The organism is Ralstonia nicotianae (genome assembly GCF_018243235.1).
Classification (GTDB): Bacteria; Pseudomonadota; Gammaproteobacteria; order Burkholderiales; family Burkholderiaceae; genus Ralstonia; species Ralstonia nicotianae.
This window is the reverse complement of record NZ_CP046675.1, coordinates 590,607-615,910: the sequence shown is the minus strand read 5'-3', so window position 1 is coordinate 615,910 and position 25,304 is coordinate 590,607. Positions and strand designations below refer to the sequence as shown.

The window sequence follows — 25,304 nt, the reverse complement described above, 5'->3', positions numbered from 1 at the left end:
ACCGGCATTCAAAATCCGGAGGGAAATTACCGAAATGGAACAGAAGCTCATCTTCTCGCGCGAACAATTGGACAAGTACTTTGCTTCCTATGTCGGCATGGAGGGGGGCAACCCCGCCGGGGCTGTCTGGTTCTGCGACAGGGATCCGCACCCATGGACAGAGTCGCTGGTTGCCCCGCTGGGGCCGCGTGAGCAGCCCAACGCCTGGGGCACGGTCTTCCGCGCACGCAACCGGGACAGCATGGAGCGGTGGCAATCGCATCAGAAGATCGCGCGGATCATGGCGGCCGCGCGTGCGGAGACCCATCGGCGGCCGCAGAGCGAATGCGACTGGAAGCATTACTTTGCGGACCTGCTCTATGCGCCGAACGGCGCCGAGTTCAAGCTCAGCCTGTTTCCGCTGCCCGCGCAGCAGATCGGCGACACGCCCTGGTCGCGGGCATTCCGCGGGCAGCCGGCGCTGGTTCCGAAGCAGCGCTATGTCGATCTGTGCCGGACCGGCAGCCGGTTCCGCTTCATCTCGAAGATCCGGGAACGCTGGAGGCCCAAGATCGTGCTGTGCTTCGGCGAGCGGCACATGGACGACTACGTGCAAGCCTTCGGCCTGCAGGCGGCCGCAACCCGCCAGTTCATTCTTCAGCCGGCCGATCTCGCCAAGACGCTGCAGGTGCTCGAGCACGACGGCACCACCTGGATCATCAGTCCGCCGCTGGCCGGTGCTTCGGGGCTGACTTCCGACGTGCTGCTCGAAGCGATGGGGCGCTATATCGCGCGTTGGCTGGCGCCGGCCGATTTTCCCCGGCTGCAGGAAAGCAGCGGGGTCAGCCTGCTCACGAAGGAACGGGAGGATCCGTTCGGCGACGGCCGGGGAGGCCGAGCAACGTACCCGGCAACCGGACGCGTACCGTTTCCGCCGCCAGGCAGGGACGACATCGCTGGGCGGGTTGCTTACTGACTCAGCAAGATGCCGGCACGCTCCGAGGCATGCCGCGGTTGCGGCTGCCCGGGCCACTCGGTATCGGTGGCACAAGCGTGGTGGAAAGGGAGTGGCAGCAGCCACATTCAACTAAACCGAAGTAAGTTTGGAGTGACAACGTGCAAGCACAGTTCAAGAAGCGAGCATTGGTTTTAGGGGTAAGCGCATCCGCCATCGCGGCGCTGGTCGCATGCGGCGGCGGCGGCGGCTCGGAATCGGGGGCCTCGCTGTCCCCGAGCCAAGTCCAGGGCAAGGCTGTCGACTTCTATCTATCGCAGGCGAACGTCGTCTTCACGGACTGCAACAACCAGACGACGACCACGGACAACGAGGGCAACTTCACCATCCCGAGCAATTGCGCCAAGAGCGCGATCACTGTGTCGGGCGGTACCGATATCGGCACTGGGCTGCCGTTCACCGGCGTGCTGCAGGCGCCCGCCGCCGATCTGACACAGGGCGGCACGGCGCTGGTGTCGCCGATGACCACCCTGCTGGCGCAGGTCGGTACGGGCCAGAGTTCGGTCCTGGCGAGCAAGCTGGGCCTGCAGGCCAGCGACCTGCTGAACAAAGACCCGATGAACGATTCGGGGCTGCTCCAGAACGCCGTGGTCATGCAGCAGCTGATCGATCAGATCGCCAAGGCGCTGACCGGGCTGTCCCAGAGCACGGGCGGCACGTTGACCCCGACTGCTGCAGCCGCAGCGGCCGCAGCGGCAGTCGCCAGCGTGCTGGTCGGCTCGACCGGCTCCGCTGATCTGAGCGATCCGACCCTGATTGCGAACGCTATTGTGACGGCGGTGAAGAACAGCGCCGCCTCGTTGCCCGCCAGTGTGGTGGCCAACGTCGACGCGATCGCCGCCAACCTGGCCGCGCTGATTGCGCCGGTGATTGCCGGCAATGTGGCCAACGTCAATGACAGCCTCGACAGCGTGGAACTGAGCGCCACGCCGTCCGAGACGCTGGCATCGCTGCAGAAGGCCGGCTCGATGCACGCCGTGGTCGATAGCGTGCAGTCGAGCGCGTCCAACCTGCTGGCGGCGGCGATCTCGCCGGCAGCGCTGCGCGATACCTCGCTGTCGGACAGCCTTTCCGGGCTGGGTACCGCAGTCGCGGAGGGTGACGAAGACACCATCACCGAGGCCGCGGCCACGCTGGGCAGCAATGTCGACAGCAACAACCTGGGCAACATCATCAGCCGCGTCAAGTACAAGAACTTCCTGCGTGTCGACAGCATCAGCGTCAATGACACGGTGGTTCCGGTTGCCAGCGCGATCACGCTGCGGGGCGGCACGATTTCGAGCCTGAAGACCAGCGTGACGCAGGTGGGCAGCCCGTTCGGCTACAACAATTCGGAAATCCGGGCCGGCGTGCGGTATCGCTATAACGGCAACGAACTGAATGCCGTGATCCAGCGGATCGTGCTGACCTTCAACAGCAGCAACAAGCTGGTGGCCGCGCAGGTGCCCGCCGGTACCAACTTCGAGTTCGTCCTGAAGGGCGATACCAACACCCGCCTTTCGGTCACGAGCACGGGCGACAACCTGCTCGACGGCAGCACCGGGCAACTCGTTCTGCCGATCGACAAGCTCCAGGCCAAGCTCAAGAATTCGGGCATCCTGACCGCAGCGCAGGTCGACGCGCTGACGCCGAAGGCACCCGCCCGGGTCGACATGGCGCTTGCGATTGCAGGCACGTCTGGCCAGATGGTTCGGGTGAGGGCGGCGACCGGCCACGGCAATCGCACGAAGTCGCTGCCGGTGATTCGCATCAACGCCGGAGATAGCTCGGTGGTCGGCTACGGGAAGCGGAGCGTCGTCACGCTGCTGCCCTGATTGTCGCGCTGAGCAATGATCTGCCCGCCGTGCCCGCAGCTGTTGCGGGCACGGCGGGTTTTGCCATGTCTGAGCGATGGGGCGCAAGCCCGTACCACCTCAGTGCATGGATCGCTACTGCATACGGGGATCTATGAGGGTGTCTTTCTCGCACGGGCGCGGCGTGGCTGCGGCCCTGATATTCGGCGCGATCTGTTCCGGTGGTGCATACGCCGCGCCCGATGACGTTTTCCTCCAGGCCGAGCCGGCTTCGGGTGAGTTCTCGACCTTCCGGGCCGAGGGCAGCTACGACATGGTCAACAGTACGGTCGATGTCTTCAACCTGCGCGGGAGCCAGGGGATGCCGGACAACGCCGGCGACTATCGCGGGGGCCGCCTGATGCTGGGCTACAAGCTCTCGCCGACGTGGTCGGCTTCGGCCGCGTACTGGCGGCGCGGCATCGATTACGGCCAGGACAACAACCGCATCCACACCTGGATGCTGGCGCTCTATTACGACCCGCTGGCCGAGCCGGGCGCCCGTGATCGCGCGCTGTTCCGGTTTTCGGCGTGGGGGGACTACGCCGCGGCGCTGCAGCGCTCATCTTCGCTGCGGGCCGGGGCGGCATCGCTCACCGGCGTGACCATCCGTCATGCCAACGACGTGCAGGCACAGGCGGACCTCATCGTCTCGGGTGAGTTGAGCGAGCGCAACCGGCTCACCGGCTTCTTCGGGCTGGGGATCAGCCGGGTCTCCATGAGCAGCCTCAACGCGCGGTTGCAGATGGGGAGCTGTCAGTTCAATGTCGACATCGGCTCGAACAATGCCGGCACCGGTACGCTCCTGGCGCCGTGCCGGGTGGGCAATACGACGATCAATTCCGCGTCGCTCCCCGTCAACGGTGCGCAGTTCGGCGTGGATGTCGGCCAGGATTTCAACTACACCTCAGGCTATGTCAATCTGGGGGGCTCCTGGCGCTGGAAGTACGACCGGTTCTCGACCCTGCTGGGTTACCAGTTCCAGTATCTGATACGCAACCATATCGACAGCCGCGTCAGCGCGGCCGGCTATTCCGCCATCAAGACCAACCATACGCTAGGCTTGGAGTTGGGGTACGCCGTCACCAAGAACGTCGACGTGTTCATGCGGGCGCAGGCGTCGGTATACAACTTCGTCGGCACCATTCCGTTTCTCTACAACACAGCAACAGCGGGTAGGCTCGATCGCGCTTACGGCTATGCGTCGATCGGCGTGCGGTTTTCGGGGTTCTAGCCGTTCTCCGGTTGATTCGGAGCGGGGCAGTTTGCTGCAGGCACGCTTGGTCAAGGTGCGCGTCGTGGGTGGTGTTGCCTGGCAGGAGTCGCGTGGCTGTCGGGGCAACGGCAAGGTACATTCAATTGACAACCAGTAGTGACCTCGGGAGTAACGACATGCAAGCACGGATCAAAAGAAATCTTGTCTTGAGTCTGGCGGTCGCTGCAGCCTCAGCGCTTGCCGCATGCGGAGGGGGAGGGGGATCGGATTCTGGCTCGTCCCCATCGACGGGGCAGGTTCAGGGCAAGGCCGTCGACTTTTACTTGTCCCAGGCGAACGTCGTTTTTACGGACTGCAACAATCAGGCGACAACCACCGATAGCACGGGCAATTTCACCTTTCCGAGCGGTTGCTCCAAGAGTGCGATCAAGGTTTCGGGCGGTACCGATATCGGCACGGGCCTGGCATTCGGTGGCGTGCTGCTGGCGCCGGCGAGCGATGTGGCGCAGGGCAGCACGGCAGTGGTCACACCGTTCACCACGTTGCTGACGCAAGTGGGCACGGATCAAAGTGCCACGCTGGCCGCCAAGCTCGGCGTGCAGTCGAGCAACCTGCTGACCCAGGACCCGATGCTGGACGTGACGATGCTCAAGGGCGCGGTCGTCTTGCAGCAACTGATCGAACAGATTGCGAAGGCCTTGGCCGGGCTCTCCGCGAGCACGGGTGGTTCGCTGACGGCCGAGGCCGCCGCCGCAGCAGCAGCGAAGGCTGTGGGCACCACGGTGATCGGCTCCAGCGGCAGCGTCGATTTGACCAGCACCACGCTGATATCGAATGCCGTTGCTGCAGCGGTGACCAACAGTGAGGCTGCGCTGCCTTCCAGCGTGCAGGCGAGCATCAGCGCGGTTGCGGCCAACGTGGCGGCATTGGTGACGCCGCTGATTGCCAGCCAAGTGGCCAACGTGAGCGCAGGGCTCGCCAACGCAACGCTGGGCGCGACTCCGGCAGCAACGGTGGCCGCGCTGCAGAAGGCCGGGGCGCTCCAGGCTCTGAGTGACAGCGCACAGTCGAGCGGCTCCAGCCTGCTGGTGTCCTCGGTCACGGCGGCTGCCCTTGGCAATGCGGCATTGGCAAGCAGTCTGGCCGCCCTTGGCAGTGCGGTAGCGCTTGGCGACGAAAGCGCCATCAGCAGCGCTGCCGCTGCATTGGGCAACAATGTGGATGGCGGTGGCATCTCGTCCGTTATCAGCGCGGTCAAGCCGACGGACTATCTGCGGATCGACAGCATCACCATGAATGGAACGGCGGTTCCGTTGAGCGGCGCGGTGACGGTCAACGGCAGTACGCTGACGGAGATCAAGGCCGGCATGACGCAGGTGGGCCAACCATTCGGCAATGGCGCCTCGGAAATCCGCGCAGGCTTGCGCTACGTGTACAACGGCAATGAGGTGATCGTCGTCATCGAAAAGGTTGCGCTGACCTTCAGCAACAACCAGTTGGTTGCTGCGCAGATCCCGCCGGGTACCGCCTTCCAGTTCGTTGTCAACGGGACGGTCAACGCCCGGGTCTCGATCAGCAGCACCGGCGACAGCCTGTTCGATAGCGGCAGTGGGCAGTTGACCCTTTCGATCGCCACGTTCCTGAACAAGCTCAGAAGTTCCGGCATCCTGAGCTCGGCGCAGATCCAGGCGCTGACGCCGACCGCACCCGGCACGGCCAACATCACGCTTGTGATCGGCAGCGAAACCGGCCAGCCAGTCAGGGTCAGAACCGTGTCCGGCAGCGGGACACGGCCGACGTCGGTCGTGGGCGTCGATACCGGCGACAGCGCGGTGGTCGGCTATGGCATCCAGACCAGCTTGACGCTGGTGCCCTGACCCTGGCGCGCATTGTTCAACCCGTCCATGCCGGCAGCGCATGGACGGTTTCCGCATCCCGCCCTGGGGGCGGGTATGCCGTGACAAAGAACGTCGATATGTTCCTGCGGGCGCCGTCTTCGGTGGCCAACTTTGTCGGCACCATTGCGTTTCGCTGCAACGCGGCAACGGCGGGCAGGATCGATCGCGCTGATGGCCATGCGTCGATCGGCGGGTGGTTCCCGGGGTTCTAGCCGGGCCCCGGGCGGGCAGCGTGGCGCGCCTGGCCATTCCTGCCCGGTATCCGGTATCCGGTATCCGGTGGATTGGGCGAACTCGAACTGGGCTGTTCAGCGGCGGGAGCCGTCCGGGCCTGCTGGCGTTCACGCAAACGTCACGCCATGTGGAGGCGCCATCGGCTGTCTGGCGTTGACCAAGCGCTCAAGGGAAACCCGGCAACCGGCGTGGCGTACGGAGGACGATGCATGCCGGAACCCGCGCCGTGCCCGGTCGAGCAAACCAGGTCGCGGGCCTGTATCTTGTAGAGAAACAGGTAGGTGCGGCCATGATCAGTTCGCTCATCCTCGCCAACGTGATCGTCTTTGTCGCGGAGCTGTTCGCGGGGGATGCGCTGCTGCGCAGCTTCGCGCTGTGGCCGCCGGGGGCTGCCGGTATCGGCGCGGACGGCGGGTTTTCGCCCTGGCAGCTGCTGACCTACGCATTCCTGCACGCCAGTGTTCCGCATCTGGTGTTCAACATGTTCGGGATGTTCATGTTCGGGCGGGATGTCGAGCGCGCACTGGGGAGCGTACGCACCGGCGTGCTGTATCTGGCGAGCGTGCTGAGCGCGGCATTCACGCAGATGGCGGTGATGGGGCTCTCCACCTTGCCGGCCGGCCCGATCGTGGGCGCTTCCGGGGGCGTGTTCGGGCTTCTGCTGGCCTATGCCGTGCTGTTTCCGAGGCGGATGATCCTCCTGCTCATTCCGCCGATTCCGATGCCGGCGTGGCTGTTCGCCACGGTCTACGCGCTCGTCGAGTTGACGCTCGGCATCAGCGGAAGCCATAGCGGGATCGCGCATTTCGCCCATCTGGGCGGCATGGCGGGCAGCGGTGTCCTGCTGTGGCGGTGGCTGCGCAGGCGGGCCGGCGGGCATTGAAGGGCCCGGATGTTGCCCGGATGTTGCCCGGATGTTGCCCGGATGGGGCGCCGCCACATCGGAATCCCGGCCCGATGGGGCTTGCCATGGCGTTGTGGTGCTGTGCCGCTTTCAGCGCGGTGAGGCACTGAACCGTCCGGCCAGGAACTCCACGAACAGCCGGATGCGCGGCGACAGCTGGTGGCGCTGGAGATAGACCGCATAGATATCCGCTTCCGGCGTCGCATAGAGCGGCAGCACCTGCACCAGCTGGCCGCCGCGCAGGTAGCGCTCGACATCCCATTGCGCGCGCATGACGATGCCGTGGCCCTCCAGGGCCCAGTTCACGGCGATCTCGCCGTCGTTGGTCGTCAGGTTGCCGCGGACGTGGACGGTCTCGGTGCGGCGCTTGGTGCCCTTGCCGGAGGTCAGGCGCCACACGCCGTAGGCATCGCTGCCCTGGCGGATACCGATGCAGTTGTGCCGCGCGAGATCGGCGGGCGCGAGCGGCGTGCCATGCCGGCGCAGGTAGTCGGGGGCGGCGCACAGCAGCCGGCGATTGGGCGCCACCTTTCTGGCGATGATGCGCGCGTCGGGCGGCTCGCCGAAGCGGATGCAGACGTCGAAGGCATCCTCGTTCAGCGGCGGCGGATCGGCCGTGAGCTGCAGCTGCACATCGACCCCCGGGTACTGCCGGACGTACTCCGAGATGGCCGGTGCGATATGCCGGCGCCCGAAGCCGAGCGTGGCGTTGACGCGCAGCAGCCCGCGCGGCCGGCCCTTGGCCTGTGTCAGCAGTTGATCGAGATCGTCGATCTCGCCCAGGATGCGCCGCGCGTGCTCCAGGAACACCTCGCCTTCCGGCGTCAGGCTCATGCGCCGCGTGGTGCGCGTGACCAGCGGCATGCCGATGCGCGCCTCCATCTGCGCCAGGCGCTTGCTGACCGCGGGCGTGGTGATGCCGAGATTGCGCGCCGCCGCGCTCAGGCTGCCCGCCGTCGCCAGCGCGACGAAAAAGCCGAGTTCCGCTGGCTGGGTGCCGGAAGGGGTCATGGTTCCACTGTTAATCGGAGGTTAAGAATGGATTAACTTTAGGGCCGATCCGCAACCCTGTCCACGGCCGAGAATGGCACGACACCGATGACCGATCCGATCAGGAGACAGGAGATGAAGACATACCGTATCGCGACCATTCCCGGCGATGGCATTGGCAAGGAGGTCGTGCCGGCCGGGCGTGAAGTCATGGAAGCGCTCGCCGCCGCGGGCGCGGGCTTTCGCTTCGAATTCGAGAACTTCGACTGGGGCGGTGACTACTACCGCCAGCACGGCGCGATGATGCCGGCGGACGGGCTGGACGCCCTGCGCGGCAAGGACGCCATCCTGTTCGGCTCGGCCGGCGATGCGCAGATTCCCGATCACATCACGCTGTGGGGCCTGCGCCTGAAGATCTGCCAGGGCTTCGACCAGTACGCGAACGTGCGCCCGACGCGCATCCTGCCCGGCATCGATGCGCCGCTCAAGCGCTGCGGCCCGCAAGACCTGGACTGGGTGATCGTGCGCGAGAACTCGGAAGGGGAATACGCGGGCGTGGGCGGCCGCGTGCACCAGGGGCATCCGATCGAGGCCGCCACCGACGTGTCGATGATGACGCGCGCCGGCGTCGAGCGGATCATGCGCTTCGCCTTCAGGCTGGCGCAGTCGCGCCCGCGCAAGCTGCTGACCGTGATCACCAAGTCCAACGCGCAGCGCCACGCCATGGTGATGTGGGACGAGATCGCGGTGCAGGTGTCGAAGGAATTCCCCGACGTGCAGTGGGACAAGGAACTGGTCGATGCGGCGACGGCCCGCATGGTCAACCGGCCGGCCTCGCTCGACACCATCGTGGCGACCAACCTGCACGCCGACATCCTGAGCGACCTGGCGGCGGCGCTGGCCGGCAGCCTGGGCATTGCTCCGACCGGCAACATCGATCCCGAACGCCGTTATCCGTCGATGTTCGAGCCGATCCACGGCTCGGCCTTCGACATCATGGGCAAGGGGCTGGCCAACCCGGTCGGCACGTTCTGGTCGGTGGTGATGCTGCTGGAGCACCTGGGAGAGCAGGCCGCCGCGCGCCGCCTGATGCAGGCCATCGAGGCCGTGACCGCCAACCCCGCGCTGCATACGCGCGATCTGGGCGGCAATGCCACCACGGTGCAGGTCACGCGGGCGGTCTGCGAGTGCCTGGCGGTCTCGCAGGCGCAAGCCGCATGACCACGCCACGACAGTGAAGGGCAGCGGCGTCATCACGCCGCCGCTGCCGCCGGCCGCCCACGGGCGGCTGCCTGCCTTCCAGATCAAGGGGACCGGCCGTCAGAGCCGCCCGGAAACGCAGGCACAGACACATCACAGGAGACAGCCATGATCCGCAAGACGCTCGGCAAACTGTACGTGCAAGTCCTGATCGGCGTTGCGGCGGGGATCGTGCTGGGGGTGGCGGCGCCCAACCTCGGCAGCGATCTCAAGCCGCTCGGCGACGTGTTCATCAAGCTCATCAAGATGGTGTTCGCGCCCATCATCTTCGCGACCGTCACGCTCGGCATCGCGCGCATGGAGAACATGAAGGAACTGGGGCGCGTGGGCGTGCGCGCGCTGGTCTACTTCGAGGTGCTGTCCACCTTCGCGCTCGCGCTGGGCCTGATCGTGGTCAACCTGGTCCAGCCGGGGCAGGGCATGAACGTCGATGCGGCGCACCTCGACACCAAGGCCATCGCCAGCTACACCCATGCCGCGGCCAGGCCGCAGACCTTGGTCGATTTCCTGCTCAGCCTGGTGCCGTCGAGCATCATCGATGCGCTGGCGCGCAACGACATCCTGCAGATCCTGGTCTTCGCCACGCTGTTCGGGATCGCGCTGTCGCGCATGGGCACGCGGGCGCGGCCGGTGGTCGATTTCCTCGATGTCTTCACGCAGGGCGTGTTCTCCATCGTCGGCATGATCATGCGGCTGGCGCCGATCGCGGCATTCGGGGCGATGGCCTTCACCGTGGGCAAGTACGGGCTGGGCTCGATCGCGGCGCTGGGCAAGCTGATGGCCACGATGTACCTCACGTGCGTGCTGTTCGTGGCGATCGTGCTGGGCGGCGTGGCGCGGCTGGCGGGCTTCAGCCTGTGGAAGTTCCTCAGGTACATCCGGGACGAGATCTTCACGGTGCTGGGCACCAGCTCGTCCGAATCGGTGGTGCCGCAGCTCATGCGCAAGCTGGAGTCGGCCGGGGTGTCGAAGCCGGTGGTGGGCCTGGTGGTGCCGTCGGGCCTGACCTTCAATCCGGATGGCCAGTGCATCTACTACACCATGGCCGCGATCTTCGTGGCGCAGGCCACCAACACGCCGTTGACGCTGACCGACCAGCTGGTGGTGCTGGGCGTGCTGCTGCTGACGTCGAAGGGGTCGGCGGGCGTGACCGGGTCCGGGTTCATCACGCTGGCGGCGACGCTGGCCTCGCTGGGCAAGATTCCGGTGGCGGGGATGGTGCTGCTGCTGGGTATCGACCGCTTCATGTCGGAGGCGCGCGCCATCACCAATACCATCGGTAACGCCGTGGGCACGCTGGCCATCGCCCGCTGGGTGGGCGCGGTGGACCGGGAGCGCCTGCAGGCCGCGCTGGATGGCGTGCCGGAGGCAGCGCAGACGCCGCCGCAGGCCGTGCATGTGCATGCACCGGTGGCGCATGTCGAGGCGGCGCATCCGCCGCTGGCGCACTGATTGGGTCGTCCCGCGCGCGGCGGGTTGTGAAGCCGATAGCGCCGCCCTGTCGAAGGGCGGCGCCATGTTCCTTCCGTGCGTCCCGTTCAGCCGGCGCGCAATTGCCCCGCCCGCGGCCCGCGCGACAGTACCGGCACCAGCGCCGCGCCCGTATGGCTGGCCGCGACCTGCGCCAGCGCCTCGGGCCCGCAGGCCGCGACGATGGTGCCGCCGTCGACGCCGCCCTCGGGGCCGAGATCGAGAATCCAGTCCGCCTCGGCGATCACATCGAGATCGTGCTCGATCACGATCACGCTATGGCCGCCGTCGACCAGCCGGTGCAGCACGCGGATCAGCTTGGCCACGTCCGCCATGTGCAGGCCGACGGTCGGCTCATCGAGCACGTACAGCGTGTGCGGCGCCTTCTGGCCGCGGCGCGTGAGGTCGTCGCGCACCTTGCTCAGTTCGGTGACGAGCTTGATGCGCTGCGCCTCGCCGCCGGACAGCGTGGGCGAGGGCTGGCCCAGCGTCAGGTAGCCCAGCCCCACGTCCTTCATCAACTGCAGCGGATGCGCGATGCTGTTCATCGCGCCGAAGAACGCGACCGCCTCGTCGATCTCCATCGTCAGCACGTCGCCGATGTTCTTGCCGCGCCAGGTGACGGCCAGCGTCTCGGGGTTGAAGCGCTGGCCGTGGCAGACGTCGCACGGCACCTTCACGTCGGGCAGGAAGCTCATGGCGATGGTGCGCACGCCCTGGCCTTCGCAGGCCGGGCAGCGGCCGTCGCCGGTGTTGAATGAGAAGCGCGAGGCGGTATAGCCGCGCGCGCGGGCCTCGAGCGTGTCGGCGAACAGCTTGCGGATGGTGTCCCATACGCCGATGTAGGTGGCCGGGCAGGAGCGCGGCGTTTTGCCGATCGGGGTCTGGTCGACCTCCAGCACGCGGTCGATCGATTCCCAGCCGCTGATGCCCTCGCAGCCCTGCCAGTCGTGACGCACGTTCAGCTTGGCCGGCGCCTTCGCGGCGGCGCCCGCTTCGGCCTGCGCGGCACGGCGCGCGCGCCGCGTGGCCGGCGACGACAGCACCGAGCGGCCCACGGCATCGAGCAGGTTGGCCATCAGCACATCGCGCGCCAGCGTCGATTTGCCCGAGCCGGACACGCCGGTGACCGCCACCAGCCGCGCCAGCGGCAGCGTCGCGGTGAGGTTGCGCAGGTTGTGCAGCGAGGCGCCGTGCACGGTGAGCCAGCGCTCGGGCGAGGCCGCCGCGCCGGAGCGGGGCGCCGCCACCTCGCGGCGCGGCTGCAGCGGATGCAGGATCGGCTGGGCCAGGAACTGCCCGGTGAGCGACTGCGGCTGCGAAGCCAGGTCGCGCACGCCGCCCTGCGCCACCACCGTGCCGCCGCGCTTGCCGGCGCCGGGGCCGATGTCGATGATGTGGTCGGCGCGGCGGATGGTGTCTTCGTCGTGCTCGACCACCACCAGCGTGTTGCCCTTGTCGCCGAGCTTGCGCAGGGCGTCGAGCAGAATCCGGTTGTCGCGCGGATGCAGGCCGATGGTGGGCTCGTCCAGCACGTAGCACACGCCCTGCAGGTTGCTGCCCAGCTGCGCGGCCAGGCGGATGCGCTGCGCCTCGCCGCCGGACAGGCTCGGCGCGGCGCGGTCCAGGCTCAGGTAGCCCAGCCCGACTTCTTCGAGGAACGACAGCCGGCTGTGGATTTCGGCGATCACGTCGCGCGCGATCTCGGCGTCGCGGCCCGCCAGCGCCAGCCCCTCGACCCAGCGCCGGGTCTGGCTCACGGTCCACTGCGCGATGTCGACGATGGCCTGGTCGGTGAAGGTCACCGCGCGCGCCGTCGGGTTCAGCCGCGTGCCGTTGCACTGGGGGCAGGGCAGGTCGCTCATGCCTTCGGGGTCGACTTCCTCTGACGGCAGGGTCTGCTCGCGGCCGCGGTCGTCGCCGCCCAGCACGGTATCGTCGAATGCGGCGCGCTGCTCGCGCGTGAGCGCCAGGCCCGTGCCGACGCAGCCCGGACACCAGCCGTGCTTGCTGTTGTACGAGAACATGCGCGGATCGAGCTCGGGGTAGCTGGTGCCGCAGGTCGGGCAGGCGCGCTTGGTGGAGAACACCTTGACGCTGCCGACCTGGGCGGTGCCGCCGTCGTGCATGGCGCGCTGCAGGCCGTCGAGCGGCGCGAGCACGTGCGCCACGCCCTTGCCGTGCTCCAGTGCCTGCTCCAGCAGGGCGCGCAGCGCGGCTTCGTTTTCGGGCGTGACCACGATGTCGCCCACCGGCAGCTCCAGCGTGTGCTCGCGGAAGCGGTCCAGCCGCGGCCACGGGGCCACCGGCAGGAAGGCGCCGTCCACGCGCAGGTGCGTGTAGCCGCGCGCCTTGGCCCATTTGGCCAGATCGGTGTAGAGGCCCTTGCGGTTGACCACCAGCGGCGCGAGCAGGCCGATGTGCTCGCCGCGATGGTCGCGCAGCAACTGCGCGAGGATGGCCTCGGGGCTCTGCGCCGTGACCGGCGTGCCGTCGTGGATGCAGTGCTGCACGCCCAGCTTCACGTACAGCAGGCGCAGGAAGTGCCACACCTCGGAGGTGGTCGCCACCGTGCTCTTGCGGCCGCCGCGCGACAGGCGCTGCTCGATCGCCACGGTGGGCGGGATGCCGTAGACCGCATCGACCTCGGGCCGGCCCGCCGGCTGCACGATCGAGCGCGCGTAGGCGTTGAGCGATTCCAGATAGCGGCGCTGGCCCTCGTGGAACAGGATGTCGAAGGCCAGCGTCGATTTGCCCGAGCCCGACACGCCCGTGACGACGTTGAACTTGCCGTGCGGGATATCGACGTTCAGCGCCTTGAGGTTGTGCTCGTGCGCGTTGACGATGCGCACCACGTTGTCGCCCTGGACTTCAGCCACGGCTGCCCGCCGCGCGCGGCGCTCGGCGAGGGCGGTCTGCAGCGGCACGCCTTCGGACGCCTGCGGCCGGCCCACGCTGGCCTCGTACTGCTTGAGCGCCGCGCCGGTATGCGAGCCGGCGCAGTCCTTGACCTGCTCCGGCGTGCCGGCGCACACCAGCTCGCCGCCCGCATCGCCGCCCTCGGGGCCGAGGTCGATGATCCAGTCGGCCGCGCGGATCACGTCGAGGTTGTGCTCGATCACGATCAGCGAGTGGCCGGCGCCGAGCAGCTTGCCGAGGGCCCGCATCAGCTTGGCGATGTCGTCGAAATGCAGGCCCGTAGTGGGCTCGTCGAACATGAACAGCCGGCCGGCATTGGGCGCCGCCTCCGGCTTGACGCGCTTGCGCGCCGCGGCCTGGGCCGCCTGCGCGGCTTCGGCCAGGAAGCCGGCCAGCTTGAGCCGCTGCGCCTCGCCGCCCGACAGCGTCGGCACCGGCTGGCCCAGCTTGACGTACTCCAGGCCGACATCGACGATGGGCTGGAGCACGCGCAGCACGTCGGCATCGGCGGCGAACAGCGTGGCGGCTTCGCTCACGGTCAGCGCGAGCACGTCGGCCACCGACAGCATCCGGTCGCCGCGCTCGATCTTCACTTCGAGGATCTCGGCGCGATAGCGGGTGCCGTCGCAGTCGGGGCAGCGCAGGTAGATGTCGCTCAGGAACTGCATCTCGACATGCTCGAAGCCCGAGCCGCCGCAGGTCGGGCAGCGCCCGTCGCCCGAGTTGAAGCTGAACGTGCCGGCCGTGTAGCCGCGCTGCAGCGCCATCGGCGCGCGGGCGAACAGCTTGCGGATCTCGTCGAAGGCGCCGACGTAGCTGGCCGGGTTCGAGCGCGCGGTCTTGCCGATCGGGGATTGGTCGACGAAGACCACGTCGCTGACCTGGTCCGCGCCGCGCAGCGCGCGATGGGCGCCGGGCGCCTCTGTGGCCTTGCCGAAATGGCGCGCCAGGGCGGGGTGGAGCACGTCCTGGATCAGCGTCGATTTGCCCGAGCCCGAGACCCCCGTGATGCAGACCAGCCGCTGCAGCGGGATCTCCACCGTGATGTCGCGCAGGTTGTGCTCGCCCGCGCCTTCGAGCACGAGGCGCGGCGTTGCCTCGTCGACGGCGCGGCGCTGCCAGTCGGTGGCGTCGGCCACGCGATGGCGGCCGGACAGGTAGGCGCCCGTCAGCGTGTCGGCCGAGCGGGCGGCGGCGGGCGTGCCGTCGAAGACGATGCTGCCGCCGCGCTCGCCGGGGCCGGGGCCCATGTCGATCAGGCGGTCGGCGGCGAGCATGACCGACGGATCGTGCTCGACCACGACCAGCGTGTTGCCGGCATCGCGCAGACGCTGCATGGCTTCGACGATGCGGTCCAGATCGCGCGGGTGCAGGCCGATGCTGGGCTCGTCGAGCACGAACAGCGTGTTGACCAGCGAGGTGCCCAGCGCCGTGGTCAGGTTGATGCGCTGGACTTCGCCGCCGGACAGCGTGCGGCTTTGCCGGTCCAGCGTCAGGTAGCCGATGCCGACGTCGCACAGGTAGGCCAGCCGCGTGCGCACCTCGGCCAGCAGCAGCTTGAGCGCGTCGTCGAGCAGGGTGGAGGGCAGCGTCAAGTCGTCGAAGAAGCGGCGGATGCGCGCGATCGGCAGCAGCATGAGGTCGTGCACCGTCAGGCCGGGCAGGGCTTCGAGCGGCTCGCGGCGCCAGGCCACGCCGCGCGGCAGGAAGCGCTGCGCGGGCGGCAGCACGGCGTCGGCGTTGTCCTTCGTGCCCAGGCGCCACTGCATGGCCTCGGTCTTCAGCCGTGCGCCGCCGCAGGTCTCGCAGGGCGTGTAGCTGCGGTACTTGGACAGCAGCACGCGGATGTGCATCTTGTAGGCCTTCGACTCCAGGTAGTCGAAGAAGCGCCGCACGCCGTACCACTGCTTGTTCCAGCCGCCGCGCTTCCAGTCGGGTTCGCCGTTGATGACCCAGTCGCGCTGGGCCTGGGTCAGCTCGGCCCACGGCGTGTCGCGCGGAATGTCGTGGCGGGCGGCGTGGCGCATCAGATCATCCTGGCATTCTTTCCAGGCCGGGGTCTGCATCGGCTTGACAGCGCCGTCGCGCAGCGTCTTGCGCGCGTCCGGGATCACCAGCCCCAGATCGACGCCGATCACGCGGCCGAAGCCACGGCAGGCGTCGCATGCGCCGTAGGCGGAGTTGAAGGAGAACAGCGCGGGCTGCGGATCGGCGTAGCGCAGGTCGCTCTCGGGGCAGTGCAGGCCGGTGGAGAAGCGCCAGATGTCGGGCTCGCCTTCGTCGGCCAGCACGTAGACGTTGACGCGGCCGCCGCCGCGCTTGAGCGACGACTCGATTGCCTCCAGCGCCCGCACGCGCTCGGTGCCCTGCAGGCGGAAGCGGTCGGCCACCACGTCGAGCAGCTTGCGCTTGCCGGTGGGCGATTCGACCTCGCGCTCGGCCTGCACCCGCGTATAGCCGCTGACGGACAGCCACTGCGTCACCTCATCGGCGGTGGTGCTGGCGGGCAGCTCCACGGGGAAGGTCACCACCAGGCGGGGATCGGCCTCGCGCGTGCGCGCCAGCAGTTCGGTGTAGATCGTCTCCGGCGTGTCGTGGCGCACCAGCAGCGCGGTCTCCCGGTCGAACAGCTGCGCGGCGCGGGCGAACAGCAGCTTGAGGTGGTCGTTGAGCTCGGTCATCGTGCCGACCGTCGAGCGCGAGCTGCGCACCGGGTTGGTCTGGTCGATCGCGATCGCCGGCGGCACGCCCTCGACGCGGTCGACCTGCGGGCGGTCCATGCGGTCGAGGAACTGGCGCGCGTACGCGCTGAAGGTCTCGACATAGCGGCGCTGGCCCTCGGCGTAGAGCGTGTCGAAGACCAGGCTGGACTTGCCCGAGCCCGATGGGCCGGTGACCACGGTCATCTCGCCGGTGCGCAGGTCGAGGTCGAGGTTCTTGAGGTTGTGCTGACGGGCTCCGCGCAGGCGAATGACACCGGAAGACATGGGCGTTCCTTGCAGGGGTTGGCGTGCGCCGGCGCGCAGCGGGCCGGCGGCCGGAAATTCGAGCCGTAAACTGTAGCCGATTCCCGCGCGGCGGGCCCGATGGCCGTCGCGGTGCGGGGGCGGCCCGGCCTCGGGAACGGAGCACGGCAGAGCGGTGCGCGGCGGCCGAGCGGGGCGTGTTCCGGCCCGCAGGGCCCTTCGGAGACGTGACGGGGGAGGTCGATGCGCATGGCCCGCGCCCGCCCATCCGGTTGCAAATTTCCGTTGATCGCCTAGATTGGAGTGCACGCCCTTCCGGGGCGGGCGACTCCGGCTGCAGAGCATCGCCGGCGCACGGCCCTGGGCAGCGTGCGCCTCCAGTCCGCCGTCCAGGCGTGAAGCACGAGAAACGGAGCGGATTGCATGAGCACGGTCTCCATCCTTTTGTCGGCCTTCATCCTTTCCGTGGTCGGCCTGCTCATGTTCATCGTGAGCACCCGCTATGGGCTGCTGGATGGCTCCCAAGGCGCGGCGGGCATCATCTTCGGCCGCGACGAGATCGGCCGGCCCGAAGAGCCCGCGGCGACCGGCGAACAGCGGACCGCGCTGGAAGGCATCAGCGCGGCCGCCGAGCCCTCCGCGCCCCCCGCCACCTCCGACGCAGACCTGGCCGCCCGCGCGGCCGCCGACCGCTCATCGTCGCTGGTCGTCTTCGTGTTCTTGTGCAGTGCGATGGTGTGGTTGCTGGTGGCCTCCCTGGCGGGGCTGACCGCGTCGCTCAAGCTGCATCTCCCCGATGCGCTTGCCACGCAGGCGTGGCTGTCGTTCGGGCGCATCCGCACCATCCACCTGAATGCGGTGGCCTACGGCTGGGCGCCGATGGCCGGCCTGGGCATTGCGCAGTTCGTCCTGCCCCGCGTGCTGAAAACCCCGCTGGTGGGCGGAAACTTCGCGGTCCTGGGGGCGATGATGTGGAATGCCGGCGTCGTTGCCGGCCTGGGCAGCATCGCGGTCGGGCTGTCCGACGGGCTCGAATGGCTGGAGATTCCCTGGCAGATCGGCGTCCTGTTTGCCGTGGGGGGCGCCTTGGTCGGCATCCCCCTGGTGCTGACGCTGCTGGCGACCCGGGTCAGCCATCTCTATGTGTCGGTCTGGTACATGGGCTGCGCGCTCTTCTGGTTTCCCGTGCTGTACCTGGTGGCGAAGGTGCCCTATGTGCATTTCGGGGTCGAGCAGGCGACCATGAACTGGTGGTTCGGGCATAGCGTGCTGGGGCTGTTCTACACGCCGCTCGCGCTGGCCTCCATCTACTACTTCCTGCCCAAGATCATCGGCAAGCCGATCCAGTCGTACGGCCTGTCGCTGCTCGGGTTCTGGACGCTCGCGTTCCTGTACGGGCAGGTGGGCGGCCACCATCTGGTGGGCGGGCCGGTACCCGGCTGGCTGATCACGCTGTCGATCGTGCAGAGCATGATGATGCTGATACCGGTCGTCGCGTTCTCGGTCAATCTGCATCAGACCATGCGGGGCCACTTCAAGGCGCTGCTGTATTCGCCCACGCTGCGGTTCGTGACCTTCGGCGGGATGATGTACACCCTGAGTTCGGTCCAGGGGTCGTTCGAAGCGCTGCGCAGCGTCAACGTCATCACGCATTTCACGCATTACACGGTGGGCCACGCCCATCTCGGGCTGTATGCGTTCGTCAGCTTCGTCTTCTTCGGCTCGATCTACTTCATCGTGCCGCGCATCACGCAGCGCGAGTGGCCGTATCCGAGCCTGATCACGGCGCATTTCTGGTGTGCCGCCATCGGCATCGGCATCTACTTCGTCGCCCTGACCATCGCGGGCACGCTCCAGGGCCTGGCCATGCTCGATGCGTCGCGGCCGTTCATCGATTCGGTCACGGTGACGGTGCCGTACCTGGAGGCCCGCTCCGTCGGCGGCGCGCTGATGGTGCTGGGCCACCTGCTGTTCGTCGTCCACTTCGCCTGCGTCATCTTCGGGCTGGGCCCGAACCGGGACAAGCCGGCGATGTTCGCCCTGGCCGACGTGCCCAAAGCGGGAGCCGGCTCATGAGGAGCGTCACCTTCCTGATCGCATCGGGCATGTTCATGCTGGCGCTGGCCACCAGCGCATTGGTGGTCCTGCCGTTCCTGCAGCTGCATGAATTGAAGGCGCCCCGGGAACTCAAACCGTACACCGCGGCGGAACTGCGCGGGCGCCAGATCTATATCAGCAACGGCTGCGTCTACTGCCATTCGCAGCAGCCACGCGATGCCTCTTTCGCGCCCGACGCCAAGCGCGGCTGGGGGCGGGCGTCGGTGGCGGCGGACTACTACTACGATCACCCGCATCTGCTCGGCACCATGCGCACCGGACCGGATCTGTTCAACATCGGCGCGCGCCAGCCCAGCGCCGACTGGCATCTCGGCCACCTGTACCAGCCGAGAGCCTACGTCGCGCAGAGCATCATGCCGAGCTATCCGTATCTGTTCGACGAGAAAGACGCGGCCGACCAGGGCGATCGCGTGGTGACCCTGCCGCCGGGCGTGGCGCCGCCGGGCAAGGTCGTCGTGGCGGCGCCCGAGGCGCTCGATCTGGTGGCTTACCTGAAGTCGCTCGACCATACGTATGCGGCGCTTGCCGCGCCGGATGCCGTGGCCGGCAAGGCCGGCAAGTCCGCGGCCGCCAACTAGCCCGGCGGAGCCACGACCATGCCGAACGACAAGTCCGCACCGCCGCCGACCCGGCAAGAGCAGCGCGAGCACGCCGAGCCCGGCGAATCCCAGACGCCCATTCCCCTGGGCATCAAGCTGCTGGTGGCGGTACTGATCGTGTGGGGGATCTATTACATCGCGAATGCCCCGATCAATGTCCCTTCGAGTCTCGGGGATGGCCGGACCGTGGCCGATCTCGAAAAGGGGAAGGCTGGCGGCGGCAGTGGCGCCGCCGACGGCGCAGCCCTGTTCGCTTCGCGCTGCGCGGCGTGCCATCAGGCGGCCGGCCAGGGCTTGCCCGGGGTGTTCCCTCCACTGGCGGGCTCGGAATGGGTGCAGGGGCGCCCGGAGACCGTGGCCGCCATCGTCCTGCACGGCATCGCCGGCCCGCTGACAGTCAAGGGCGCCAAGTTCAATGGCGCGATGCCCACGTTCAGTGACCAGCTCAGCGATGCCGAGATCGCTGCCGTGCTGAGCTATGTGCGCAGCCAGTGGGGCAACGCCGCGGCGCCCATCCTTGCGCAAGCGGTCACCCAGGTGCGCGACGCGACCAAGGGACGCACCGCGCCCTACAACGGTGACGACGAACTCGGCAAGCTCAAATGGTGAGCGTGCCGCAGGGCGCCCGGTAGCCATCGGTCGGAGCAAGGGGCGTGCATGCATGAATTGCCGAAAGCGGCGTCCCGGGACCGGCAGCCAGGCTCGTCCCCGAAGCCGCCGAGCCTGTGGGCCGCCGGCGTCGCTTGCCTGGCGCTGGGCATCGGCTTCTTCGCCGCGCTGTCCGGCCTCACCCGTGGCTTGCAAGTGTGGACGCTGGACGATCGCCGCGGCCTGGCGGTCGCCGAGGGCAGGCTGATCGCGCCGCCCGTGGCGCTGCGCGATGCACTCGGGCGCCGCTTTGTGCCGTGGACGCCGGCGGCCCGCGCCGACCGTGTCTATCTGGTGGATTTCATCTATACGCGCTGCGCCACCGTGTGCGTTGCGCTGGGCGCCGAGTTCTTCCAGCTCCAGCAGCGTATTCGCGCCGGCGCGCTGGCGGGCCGTGTCGAGCTCCTGTCGGTTTCCATCGACCCCGACCACGACGATGCGCGAAGCCTTGCTGCGTATGGCCTCCAGCAGCATGCCGACCCTGCCGCCTGGCGCATCGGCGCGCCGCTGACGGCCGCATCGAAGGCTGCGCTGCTGCGCTCGCTCGATGTCGTCGCGATACCGGACGGGCTGGGCGGATACGTGCACAACGGCGAGATCCACCTCATCGACGCGCGCGGCGTCGTGCTCGGTCTTTACGACTACAGCGCGTTCAATGACGCGCTGTCCGCGGCACAGCAGGCGCTGCGATGAAGCCGGCGGCCAGGCTTTCGGCAGTGCCGTTGCGCCTGCACCGCGCGAGGGCGGAGCGGGGTGTCCTGTTCCTGCCCCTGGTGCTCCTGCTGGCGCCGGTTCGCAACGGCGTCGAATCCACCATGGCGCTGCAGATGCTGGTGGAGTTTCCGCTCGTGATGGCATCGGGATGGGTGGCTTCCCGCATCGTTGCGCGACGCCTTGGTGACGGCCGCGTCGTCGAGGCGGTCATGCACATGGGGCTGGCGCCGTTGGTCGGCGCGACCTTGTGCCTGATGTTCTGGATGGTGCCGCTGGCGCTCGATCTGGCGCGGCTCGATGCCGGCATCAACGCGGCCAAGCTGGGTTCGCTGTTTGTCGCGGGGGGCGCGCTGGAGCACGGTCTGCGGCGCGCGCCCGGCGGGGGCCTGGTGTTCTTCGCCGGCAACATGGTGTGGATGCTCGCCACGGTGGGCCTGCTGTTCCACGACACGCCGAGCCGCCTGTGCGCCAACTACCTGCTGGACGATCAGCGGCTGACCGGGGTGGGCCTGCTGGGCTATGCCGTTGCGGTTGCAGCCGGTCTTGTCCTGCATCTGCGGCGCCTGCCCGGCTTCGGATTCACCTTTCTTGCCCAGGAACGGGATCGAGACGGGCAATGACCTGCCGGCCTGCCTGGGGGCGCCGGTCCATCTCGACGGCGATGTCGGCGAGCCGATCGATCGGGCCCGGCAGCCTGTCCCGCTGGAAGCGATGGCGGTGATGGGCTTTGATTAATTCAAATCAGAATTGAATTTATCTTATCTAATTGCATTCGAAATGCTTTGCTGCCGGGCCATAAACCGTTTGCTTTTCGTTCAAGTCGGCAATTAATATCGCGGCTTTCTATTGGAAAACCCGGCGCATTGGCGTCACGCAGAACCGCCGCGGCGGTTGCCGCGCCCCGCCGGGCCCGGCGGCTGACGGATCTGCGCCGCGCCATTGCGGGGATGTTCGACCCGAGCCAGCGTCAACATTGCGGAAATCGGCAGCGTGATCCGTTCGGATCGTTTCAGCCCGCTTGCGTCGGCCGCAACCGCGGATGCCGCGTCCATGCCTGTTGCGTGCCGCTCGCCGGTTCCTCGACCTGATGGCGCAACCGGTCACATTCCGGAGACCGCAAACCGGACGCACCCGCCGATCGTGGATATGGCCTACATCTACTACCTGACGCACATCCATCTCGGCTACGACGCGCTCGCCCAGCTGCCCGCGGAATGCGCGCGGCTCGGCATCCGCCGCCCGCTGCTCGTCACGGACAAGGGGGTGGTCGCGGTAGGCCTCGCGCAGCGCGTGCTGGACGCGCTGGACATGGGGCGCGTTCCCGTGTTCGACGAGACGCCCTCCAACCCGACCGAGGCCATGGTCATGGCCGCCGCGGCCGGCTATCGCGAACAGGCGTGCGACGGGCTGATCGCCGTGGGTGGAGGCTCGTCCATTGATCTGGCGAAAGGCGCGGCCATCGCCGCCACGCACCCGGGCGGGTTGACCCGCTACGCGACGGTCGAAGGGGGCAGCGATCGCATCACCCAAGCCGTGCCGCCCCTGATCGCCGTGCCGACGACCGCCGGCAGCGGCAGCGAGGTGGCGCGGGGCGCCGCCCTGATCGTCGAAGACGGGCGCAAGCTGAGCTTTCATTCGTGGCACCTGGTGCCCAGGTCCGCCATCTGCGATCCGGGGCTGACGCTCGGACTGCCCGCGACGCTGACCGCGGGGACCGGCATGGACGCCATCACCCACTGCATCGAGACCTTCCTCGCGCCGGCGTTCAATCCGCCCGCCGAGGGCATCGCCCTCGACGGCCTGGAGCGCGCATGGGCCCACATCGAGCGCGCCACGCACGACGGCGACGACCGCGACGCGCGGCTGCACATGATGAGCGCATCGCTGCAGGGCGCGATGGCGTTCCAGAAGGGCGTCGGCTGCGCGCATGCGCTGTCGCACGCGCTGGGCGCGATCGCGATTGACGGCCAGACGCAACTGCATCACGGCACGCTCAACGCCGTCCTGCTGCCTGCCGTGCTGCGCTTCAACGAGACGGCGGCCAGCGTCGTCGAGCAGCGGCGCTACGTGCGCCTGCGCCGCGCGATGGGCCTGCCGGAGGAGGCCGACCTCGCCCAGGCGGTCTACGACATGAACGTCCGCCTCGGGCTGCCGACCGGCCTCAGGCAATTGGGCCTGGACGAAAGCACGTTCGACCGCGTGATCGGCAATGCGCGGGCGGACTACTGCCACAGGACGAATCCGCGTGAAGCGACGCCGGCCGACTACCGGAGCATGCTGCGCGAATCGCTGTGAGCCGGCCTGCCATCCGGGAGGGGCATGACAACCGCCGGCGCCGGCCCATGGCGCCATGGTTGCAGACCGCGAAATCGTCAATCCGCGAAAAAGGGAAACACGTGACCGACATGCAAGCGAAAGGTAGGGGCTGGCCGGCCGGGCCGGCGGCTTCGATGGGGCGGCAGGGCGCTGCGGATGGCATCGCTGCACTGGCCGGCGGCCGCCCGGCGGATGGGGGGCTCAGCCCTGTCAAGGCACAGGATCCGCCGCCCGGCGGCTATGCGGCAGTGCGGGCCAGTCTCGCGAGCCTGCTGGGCAGCACGATCGAGTGGTACGACTTCTTCCTGTACGGCGCGGCGTCCGCCCTGGTATTCAACCAGGTCTTCTTTCCGAAGCTGGGTGCGCTGAGCGGCGCCATTGCGGCGTTCGGCACGTACGGGCTGGGGTTCGTGGTGCGCCCGCTCGGCGCGCTCGCATTCGGCCACTTCGGCGACCGCCTGGGCCGGAAGACCGTGTTGCTGGCCTCGCTGCTGGCAATGGGGTTGCCGACGGTGCTGATCGGCCTTCTGCCGTCGTACAACGCCATCGGCTATCTTGCGCCGCTTCTGCTGATCGTCCTGCGGCTCGTTCAGGGCTTTGCCGTGGGCGGGGAGTGGGGCGCGGTCATTCTGGCGGTCGAGCACGCTTCGCCGCGTTTCAAGGGGCTGCTGGGCGGGTTGTCGCAGACCGGGGTGGCGGCGGGGCTGACCTTGTCGTCGCTTGCCATGGCTGCCGTGAGCGCGATCGGCCACGAGGCGATGCTGAGCTGGGCGTGGCGGATTCCGTTCGTCGCGAGCGGGCTGCTGGTCGCGCTCGGGTGGCTGCTACGCCGCAAAGTGGACGAGACACCCGAGTTCGCCGCGGCCAAGCAGCAGGGGCGGTGCTTGAAATACCCCGTCCGCAACGTCTTCAAGGATCATGCCGGCGCGCTGCTGAGCGTGGCCGGCGCGCGCGTCGCGGAGATCTCGTTCTTCTACATCGTGACGGCCTTCACGCTCTGGTACGCGACGAAGCAGCGCGGCCTCCCCGGCGCCTGGTGCCTCAACGGCGTCACGCTGGGCGCGGCGGCGGCGACGTTCCTGATGCCGCTGTGCGGCATGCTGGGGGACCGATGGGGCGCGCGCCGGATCTATATCGCCGGCATTGTCACGGCGCTGCTCTGGATCCTTCCGTTCTTCATGCTGGTGAACACCCGCGCGATGGTGTGGGTGGTCCTGGCCGAGGCGGTCAGCGTCGTGCTGTCGTTCTCCATGGCGGCCCAGCAGGCCAGTCTCTTTGTGCAGCAGTTTCCGGTGATTGCGAGATATACCGGTGCATCGCTTGCCGTCAACATCGCCGGGGCATTGGGCGGGCTGGCGCCGATCGTCGCCACCGCGCTGCTCGGGAACGTGCCGGACGGCGTCACGTATATTGGGGGCTACGTGGCCGCTTTGGCGGTCATTTCGATCGCCAGCGCGCTACGGCTCAGGAAAGTCTGACCCCGCGGACGGCTCGGTTTCCGCACGCCAGGCATTTCCCGCCTTGCCCTTCAAGGACCTTTTTCAGGCCCAGCGCCTAACCAACCCGAGGGGGCATCCTTCAACCATGGGGCACGGACACAGCATGAGAAGCGTTTCTCTTCCGGATTTCTACCAGGTCACGCCCGAGCCGGCCGGCTCGCCAAATTTTGAGCCGTTCTTCGCTGAACTGACCGACACGCTTCGGTCGGGTGTCCGCCTGCTTCAGCTTCGCGCAAAGCGGCTGGACTCGCGCGAGCACCTGGCGGTCGCGCAAAGGACGCGGGATCTGTGCCGCCAGTTTGGGACGATTCTGATGCTCAATGGCCCGATCGACATGGCCCGCGAGGCCGGCTGCGATGGCGTGCACCTGAGCAGCGATGCATTGATGTCGCTGCGGTCGAGGCCCGTGCCTGAGACGATGCTGGTGTCCGCGGCCTGCCATAGCGCTGAGCAACTGGAGCAAGCCGCCAGGATGGCGGTGGACTTTGTGACCCTGTCCCCGGTCCTGCCGACGCGCACGCATCCGGAGGCCGACCCGCTCGGCTGGGAGCGCTTCGCCGCGCTGGTTCAGGGTGCGCGCATCCCGGTGTTCGCGCTGGGCGGCATGCGCCCGGACATGCTCGATCAAGCCAAGCAGGCCGGCGCCTGGGGCATCGCGGCGATTTCCGCGACCTGGCGCCGCCCATCCGCCGGCGGCTGATCGTCAGCGCATCGGCGATCGCCCAGG

The 25,304-nt window shown here is 68.0% G+C and carries 19 protein-coding genes; 16 read left to right on the top strand and 3 right to left on the bottom strand.

The window, feature by feature from the left end; all coding sequences use genetic code 11:
- The first annotated feature begins 34 nt into the window (after positions 1–34).
- From GO999_RS19030 to GO999_RS19010, 5 genes are all read left to right on the top strand, one after another.
- Complete coding sequence (locus GO999_RS19030; RefSeq protein WP_011004293.1) at positions 35–955, top strand: hypothetical protein; 921 nt, start codon at positions 35–37, stop codon at positions 953–955.
- 140 nt (positions 956–1,095) lie between these two features.
- Positions 1,096–2,808: a hypothetical protein gene (locus GO999_RS19025; RefSeq protein ID WP_029240553.1), complete on the top strand. Its 1,713-nt coding sequence runs from the start codon at positions 1,096–1,098 to the stop codon at positions 2,806–2,808.
- 133 nt (positions 2,809–2,941) lie between these two features.
- Positions 2,942–4,060 (top strand): hypothetical protein, encoded by a 1,119-nt coding sequence (locus GO999_RS19020; RefSeq protein WP_016725369.1) that lies wholly within the window; start codon positions 2,942–2,944, stop codon positions 4,058–4,060.
- A gap of 158 nt (positions 4,061–4,218) precedes the next feature.
- Positions 4,219–5,919 carry a hypothetical protein gene (locus GO999_RS19015; protein ID WP_028861742.1) on the top strand — a complete coding sequence of 567 codons (1,701 nt, stop codon included), beginning with the start codon at positions 4,219–4,221 and terminating at the stop codon, positions 5,917–5,919.
- Between the two features lie 544 nt (positions 5,920–6,463).
- Positions 6,464–7,057, top strand: a complete 594-nt coding sequence (locus GO999_RS19010; protein ID WP_211907188.1) for a rhomboid family intramembrane serine protease — start codon at positions 6,464–6,466, stop codon at positions 7,055–7,057.
- A 111-nt stretch (positions 7,058–7,168) separates the two neighbouring features.
- Here GO999_RS19010 and GO999_RS19005 read toward each other — a convergent pair whose 3' ends face one another.
- The gene (locus tag GO999_RS19005) at positions 7,169–8,089 is read right to left on the bottom strand and encodes a LysR family transcriptional regulator (RefSeq protein ID WP_011004287.1); all 921 of its coding nucleotides are present in this window, start codon (positions 8,087–8,089) and stop codon (positions 7,169–7,171) included.
- A 114-nt stretch (positions 8,090–8,203) separates the two neighbouring features.
- Here GO999_RS19005 and GO999_RS19000 point away from each other — a divergent pair, with 114 nt between their 5' ends.
- The gene (locus GO999_RS19000) at positions 8,204–9,289 is read left to right on the top strand and encodes a tartrate dehydrogenase (RefSeq protein WP_011004286.1); all 1,086 of its coding nucleotides are present in this window, start codon (positions 8,204–8,206) and stop codon (positions 9,287–9,289) included.
- A gap of 147 nt (positions 9,290–9,436) precedes the next feature.
- Positions 9,437–10,780 (top strand): dicarboxylate/amino acid:cation symporter, encoded by a 1,344-nt coding sequence (locus GO999_RS18995; RefSeq protein ID WP_016725365.1) that lies wholly within the window; start codon positions 9,437–9,439, stop codon positions 10,778–10,780.
- An 86-nt stretch (positions 10,781–10,866) separates the two neighbouring features.
- Here the strand turns inward: GO999_RS18995 and uvrA are convergent, their stop codons facing one another.
- A complete protein-coding gene (gene uvrA, locus GO999_RS18990; protein WP_211907115.1) occupies positions 10,867–16,704 on the bottom strand; it encodes an excinuclease ABC subunit UvrA in 5,838 nt (1,945 codons plus the stop codon).
- A 402-nt stretch (positions 16,705–17,106) separates the two neighbouring features.
- Here uvrA and GO999_RS18985 point away from each other — a divergent pair, with 402 nt between their 5' ends.
- From GO999_RS18985 to GO999_RS18960, 6 genes are read left to right on the top strand one after another with little or no spacing between them, the layout of a single operon-like run.
- Entirely contained in the window at positions 17,107–18,759 is a 1,653-nt protein-coding gene (locus tag GO999_RS18985) for a cbb3-type cytochrome c oxidase subunit I (RefSeq protein WP_016727504.1), read from the top strand.
- Positions 18,756–19,379 (top strand): cbb3-type cytochrome c oxidase subunit II, encoded by a 624-nt coding sequence (locus GO999_RS18980; RefSeq protein WP_019719634.1) that lies wholly within the window; start codon positions 18,756–18,758, stop codon positions 19,377–19,379. Before GO999_RS18985 ends, GO999_RS18980 begins: the two co-directional genes overlap by 4 nt.
- An 18-nt stretch (positions 19,380–19,397) precedes the next feature.
- Entirely contained in the window at positions 19,398–20,009 is a 612-nt protein-coding gene (locus GO999_RS18975) for a c-type cytochrome (protein WP_011004281.1), read from the top strand.
- 48 nt (positions 20,010–20,057) lie between these two features.
- On the top strand, positions 20,058–20,741 hold the full coding sequence (locus GO999_RS18970) for an SCO family protein (protein WP_165591910.1): 684 nt from the start codon (positions 20,058–20,060) through the stop codon (positions 20,739–20,741).
- Positions 20,738–21,382, top strand: a complete 645-nt coding sequence (locus tag GO999_RS18965; RefSeq protein ID WP_211907114.1) for a hypothetical protein — start codon at positions 20,738–20,740, stop codon at positions 21,380–21,382. The genes GO999_RS18970 and GO999_RS18965 overlap by 4 nt, the downstream gene beginning before the upstream one ends.
- Positions 21,351–21,497, top strand: a complete 147-nt coding sequence (locus GO999_RS18960) for a hypothetical protein (protein WP_211907113.1) — start codon at positions 21,351–21,353, stop codon at positions 21,495–21,497. Before GO999_RS18965 ends, GO999_RS18960 begins: the two co-directional genes overlap by 32 nt.
- A gap of 134 nt (positions 21,498–21,631) precedes the next feature.
- Here the strand turns inward: GO999_RS18960 and GO999_RS18955 are convergent, their stop codons facing one another.
- The gene (locus tag GO999_RS18955; RefSeq protein ID WP_043876849.1) at positions 21,632–21,814 is read right to left on the bottom strand and encodes a hypothetical protein; all 183 of its coding nucleotides are present in this window, start codon (positions 21,812–21,814) and stop codon (positions 21,632–21,634) included.
- A gap of 94 nt (positions 21,815–21,908) precedes the next feature.
- Here GO999_RS18955 and gbd point away from each other — a divergent pair, with 94 nt between their 5' ends.
- The 3 genes from gbd to GO999_RS18940 all read left to right on the top strand — a co-directional run bounded on the left by gbd (position 21,909) and on the right by GO999_RS18940 (position 25,277).
- Complete coding sequence (gbd, locus tag GO999_RS18950; protein ID WP_211907112.1) at positions 21,909–23,057, top strand: 4-hydroxybutyrate dehydrogenase; 1,149 nt, start codon at positions 21,909–21,911, stop codon at positions 23,055–23,057.
- Between the two features lie 155 nt (positions 23,058–23,212).
- Positions 23,213–24,556 (top strand): MFS transporter, encoded by a 1,344-nt coding sequence (locus GO999_RS18945; RefSeq protein ID WP_211907187.1) that lies wholly within the window; start codon positions 23,213–23,215, stop codon positions 24,554–24,556.
- A 124-nt stretch (positions 24,557–24,680) separates the two neighbouring features.
- The gene (locus tag GO999_RS18940) at positions 24,681–25,277 is read left to right on the top strand and encodes a thiamine phosphate synthase (RefSeq protein ID WP_011004276.1); all 597 of its coding nucleotides are present in this window, start codon (positions 24,681–24,683) and stop codon (positions 25,275–25,277) included.
- The last annotated feature ends 27 nt before the right edge of the window (positions 25,278–25,304 follow it).

What these genes read in the sequence shown, in the direction of transcription:
- GO999_RS19030 (WP_011004293.1), top strand. Translation starts at nt 35, where the DNA reads ATGGAACAGAAGCTCATCTTCTCGCGCGAACAATTGGACAAGTACTTT.
- GO999_RS19020 (WP_016725369.1), top strand. Translation starts at nt 2,942, where the DNA reads ATGAGGGTGTCTTTCTCGCACGGGCGCGGCGTGGCTGCGGCCCTGATA.
- GO999_RS19015 (WP_028861742.1), top strand. Translation starts at nt 4,219, where the DNA reads ATGCAAGCACGGATCAAAAGAAATCTTGTCTTGAGTCTGGCGGTCGCT.
- GO999_RS19010 (WP_211907188.1), top strand. Translation starts at nt 6,464, where the DNA reads ATGATCAGTTCGCTCATCCTCGCCAACGTGATCGTCTTTGTCGCGGAG.
- GO999_RS19005 (WP_011004287.1), bottom strand. Translation starts at nt 8,089, where the DNA reads ATGACCCCTTCCGGCACCCAGCCAGCGGAACTCGGCTTTTTCGTCGCG.
- GO999_RS19000 (WP_011004286.1), top strand. Translation starts at nt 8,204, where the DNA reads ATGAAGACATACCGTATCGCGACCATTCCCGGCGATGGCATTGGCAAG.
- GO999_RS18995 (WP_016725365.1), top strand. Translation starts at nt 9,437, where the DNA reads ATGATCCGCAAGACGCTCGGCAAACTGTACGTGCAAGTCCTGATCGGC.
- uvrA (WP_211907115.1), bottom strand. Translation starts at nt 16,704, where the DNA reads ATGTCTTCCGGTGTCATTCGCCTGCGCGGAGCCCGTCAGCACAACCTC.
- GO999_RS18985 (WP_016727504.1), top strand. Translation starts at nt 17,107, where the DNA reads ATGAGCACGGTCTCCATCCTTTTGTCGGCCTTCATCCTTTCCGTGGTC.
- GO999_RS18980 (WP_019719634.1), top strand. Translation starts at nt 18,756, where the DNA reads ATGAGGAGCGTCACCTTCCTGATCGCATCGGGCATGTTCATGCTGGCG.
- GO999_RS18975 (WP_011004281.1), top strand. Translation starts at nt 19,398, where the DNA reads ATGCCGAACGACAAGTCCGCACCGCCGCCGACCCGGCAAGAGCAGCGC.
- GO999_RS18970 (WP_165591910.1), top strand. Translation starts at nt 20,058, where the DNA reads ATGCATGAATTGCCGAAAGCGGCGTCCCGGGACCGGCAGCCAGGCTCG.
- GO999_RS18965 (WP_211907114.1), top strand. Translation starts at nt 20,738, where the DNA reads ATGAAGCCGGCGGCCAGGCTTTCGGCAGTGCCGTTGCGCCTGCACCGC.
- GO999_RS18955 (WP_043876849.1), bottom strand. Translation starts at nt 21,814, where the DNA reads ATGGACGCGGCATCCGCGGTTGCGGCCGACGCAAGCGGGCTGAAACGA.
- gbd (WP_211907112.1), top strand. Translation starts at nt 21,909, where the DNA reads ATGGCCTACATCTACTACCTGACGCACATCCATCTCGGCTACGACGCG.
- GO999_RS18945 (WP_211907187.1), top strand. Translation starts at nt 23,213, where the DNA reads ATGGGGCGGCAGGGCGCTGCGGATGGCATCGCTGCACTGGCCGGCGGC.
- GO999_RS18940 (WP_011004276.1), top strand. Translation starts at nt 24,681, where the DNA reads ATGAGAAGCGTTTCTCTTCCGGATTTCTACCAGGTCACGCCCGAGCCG.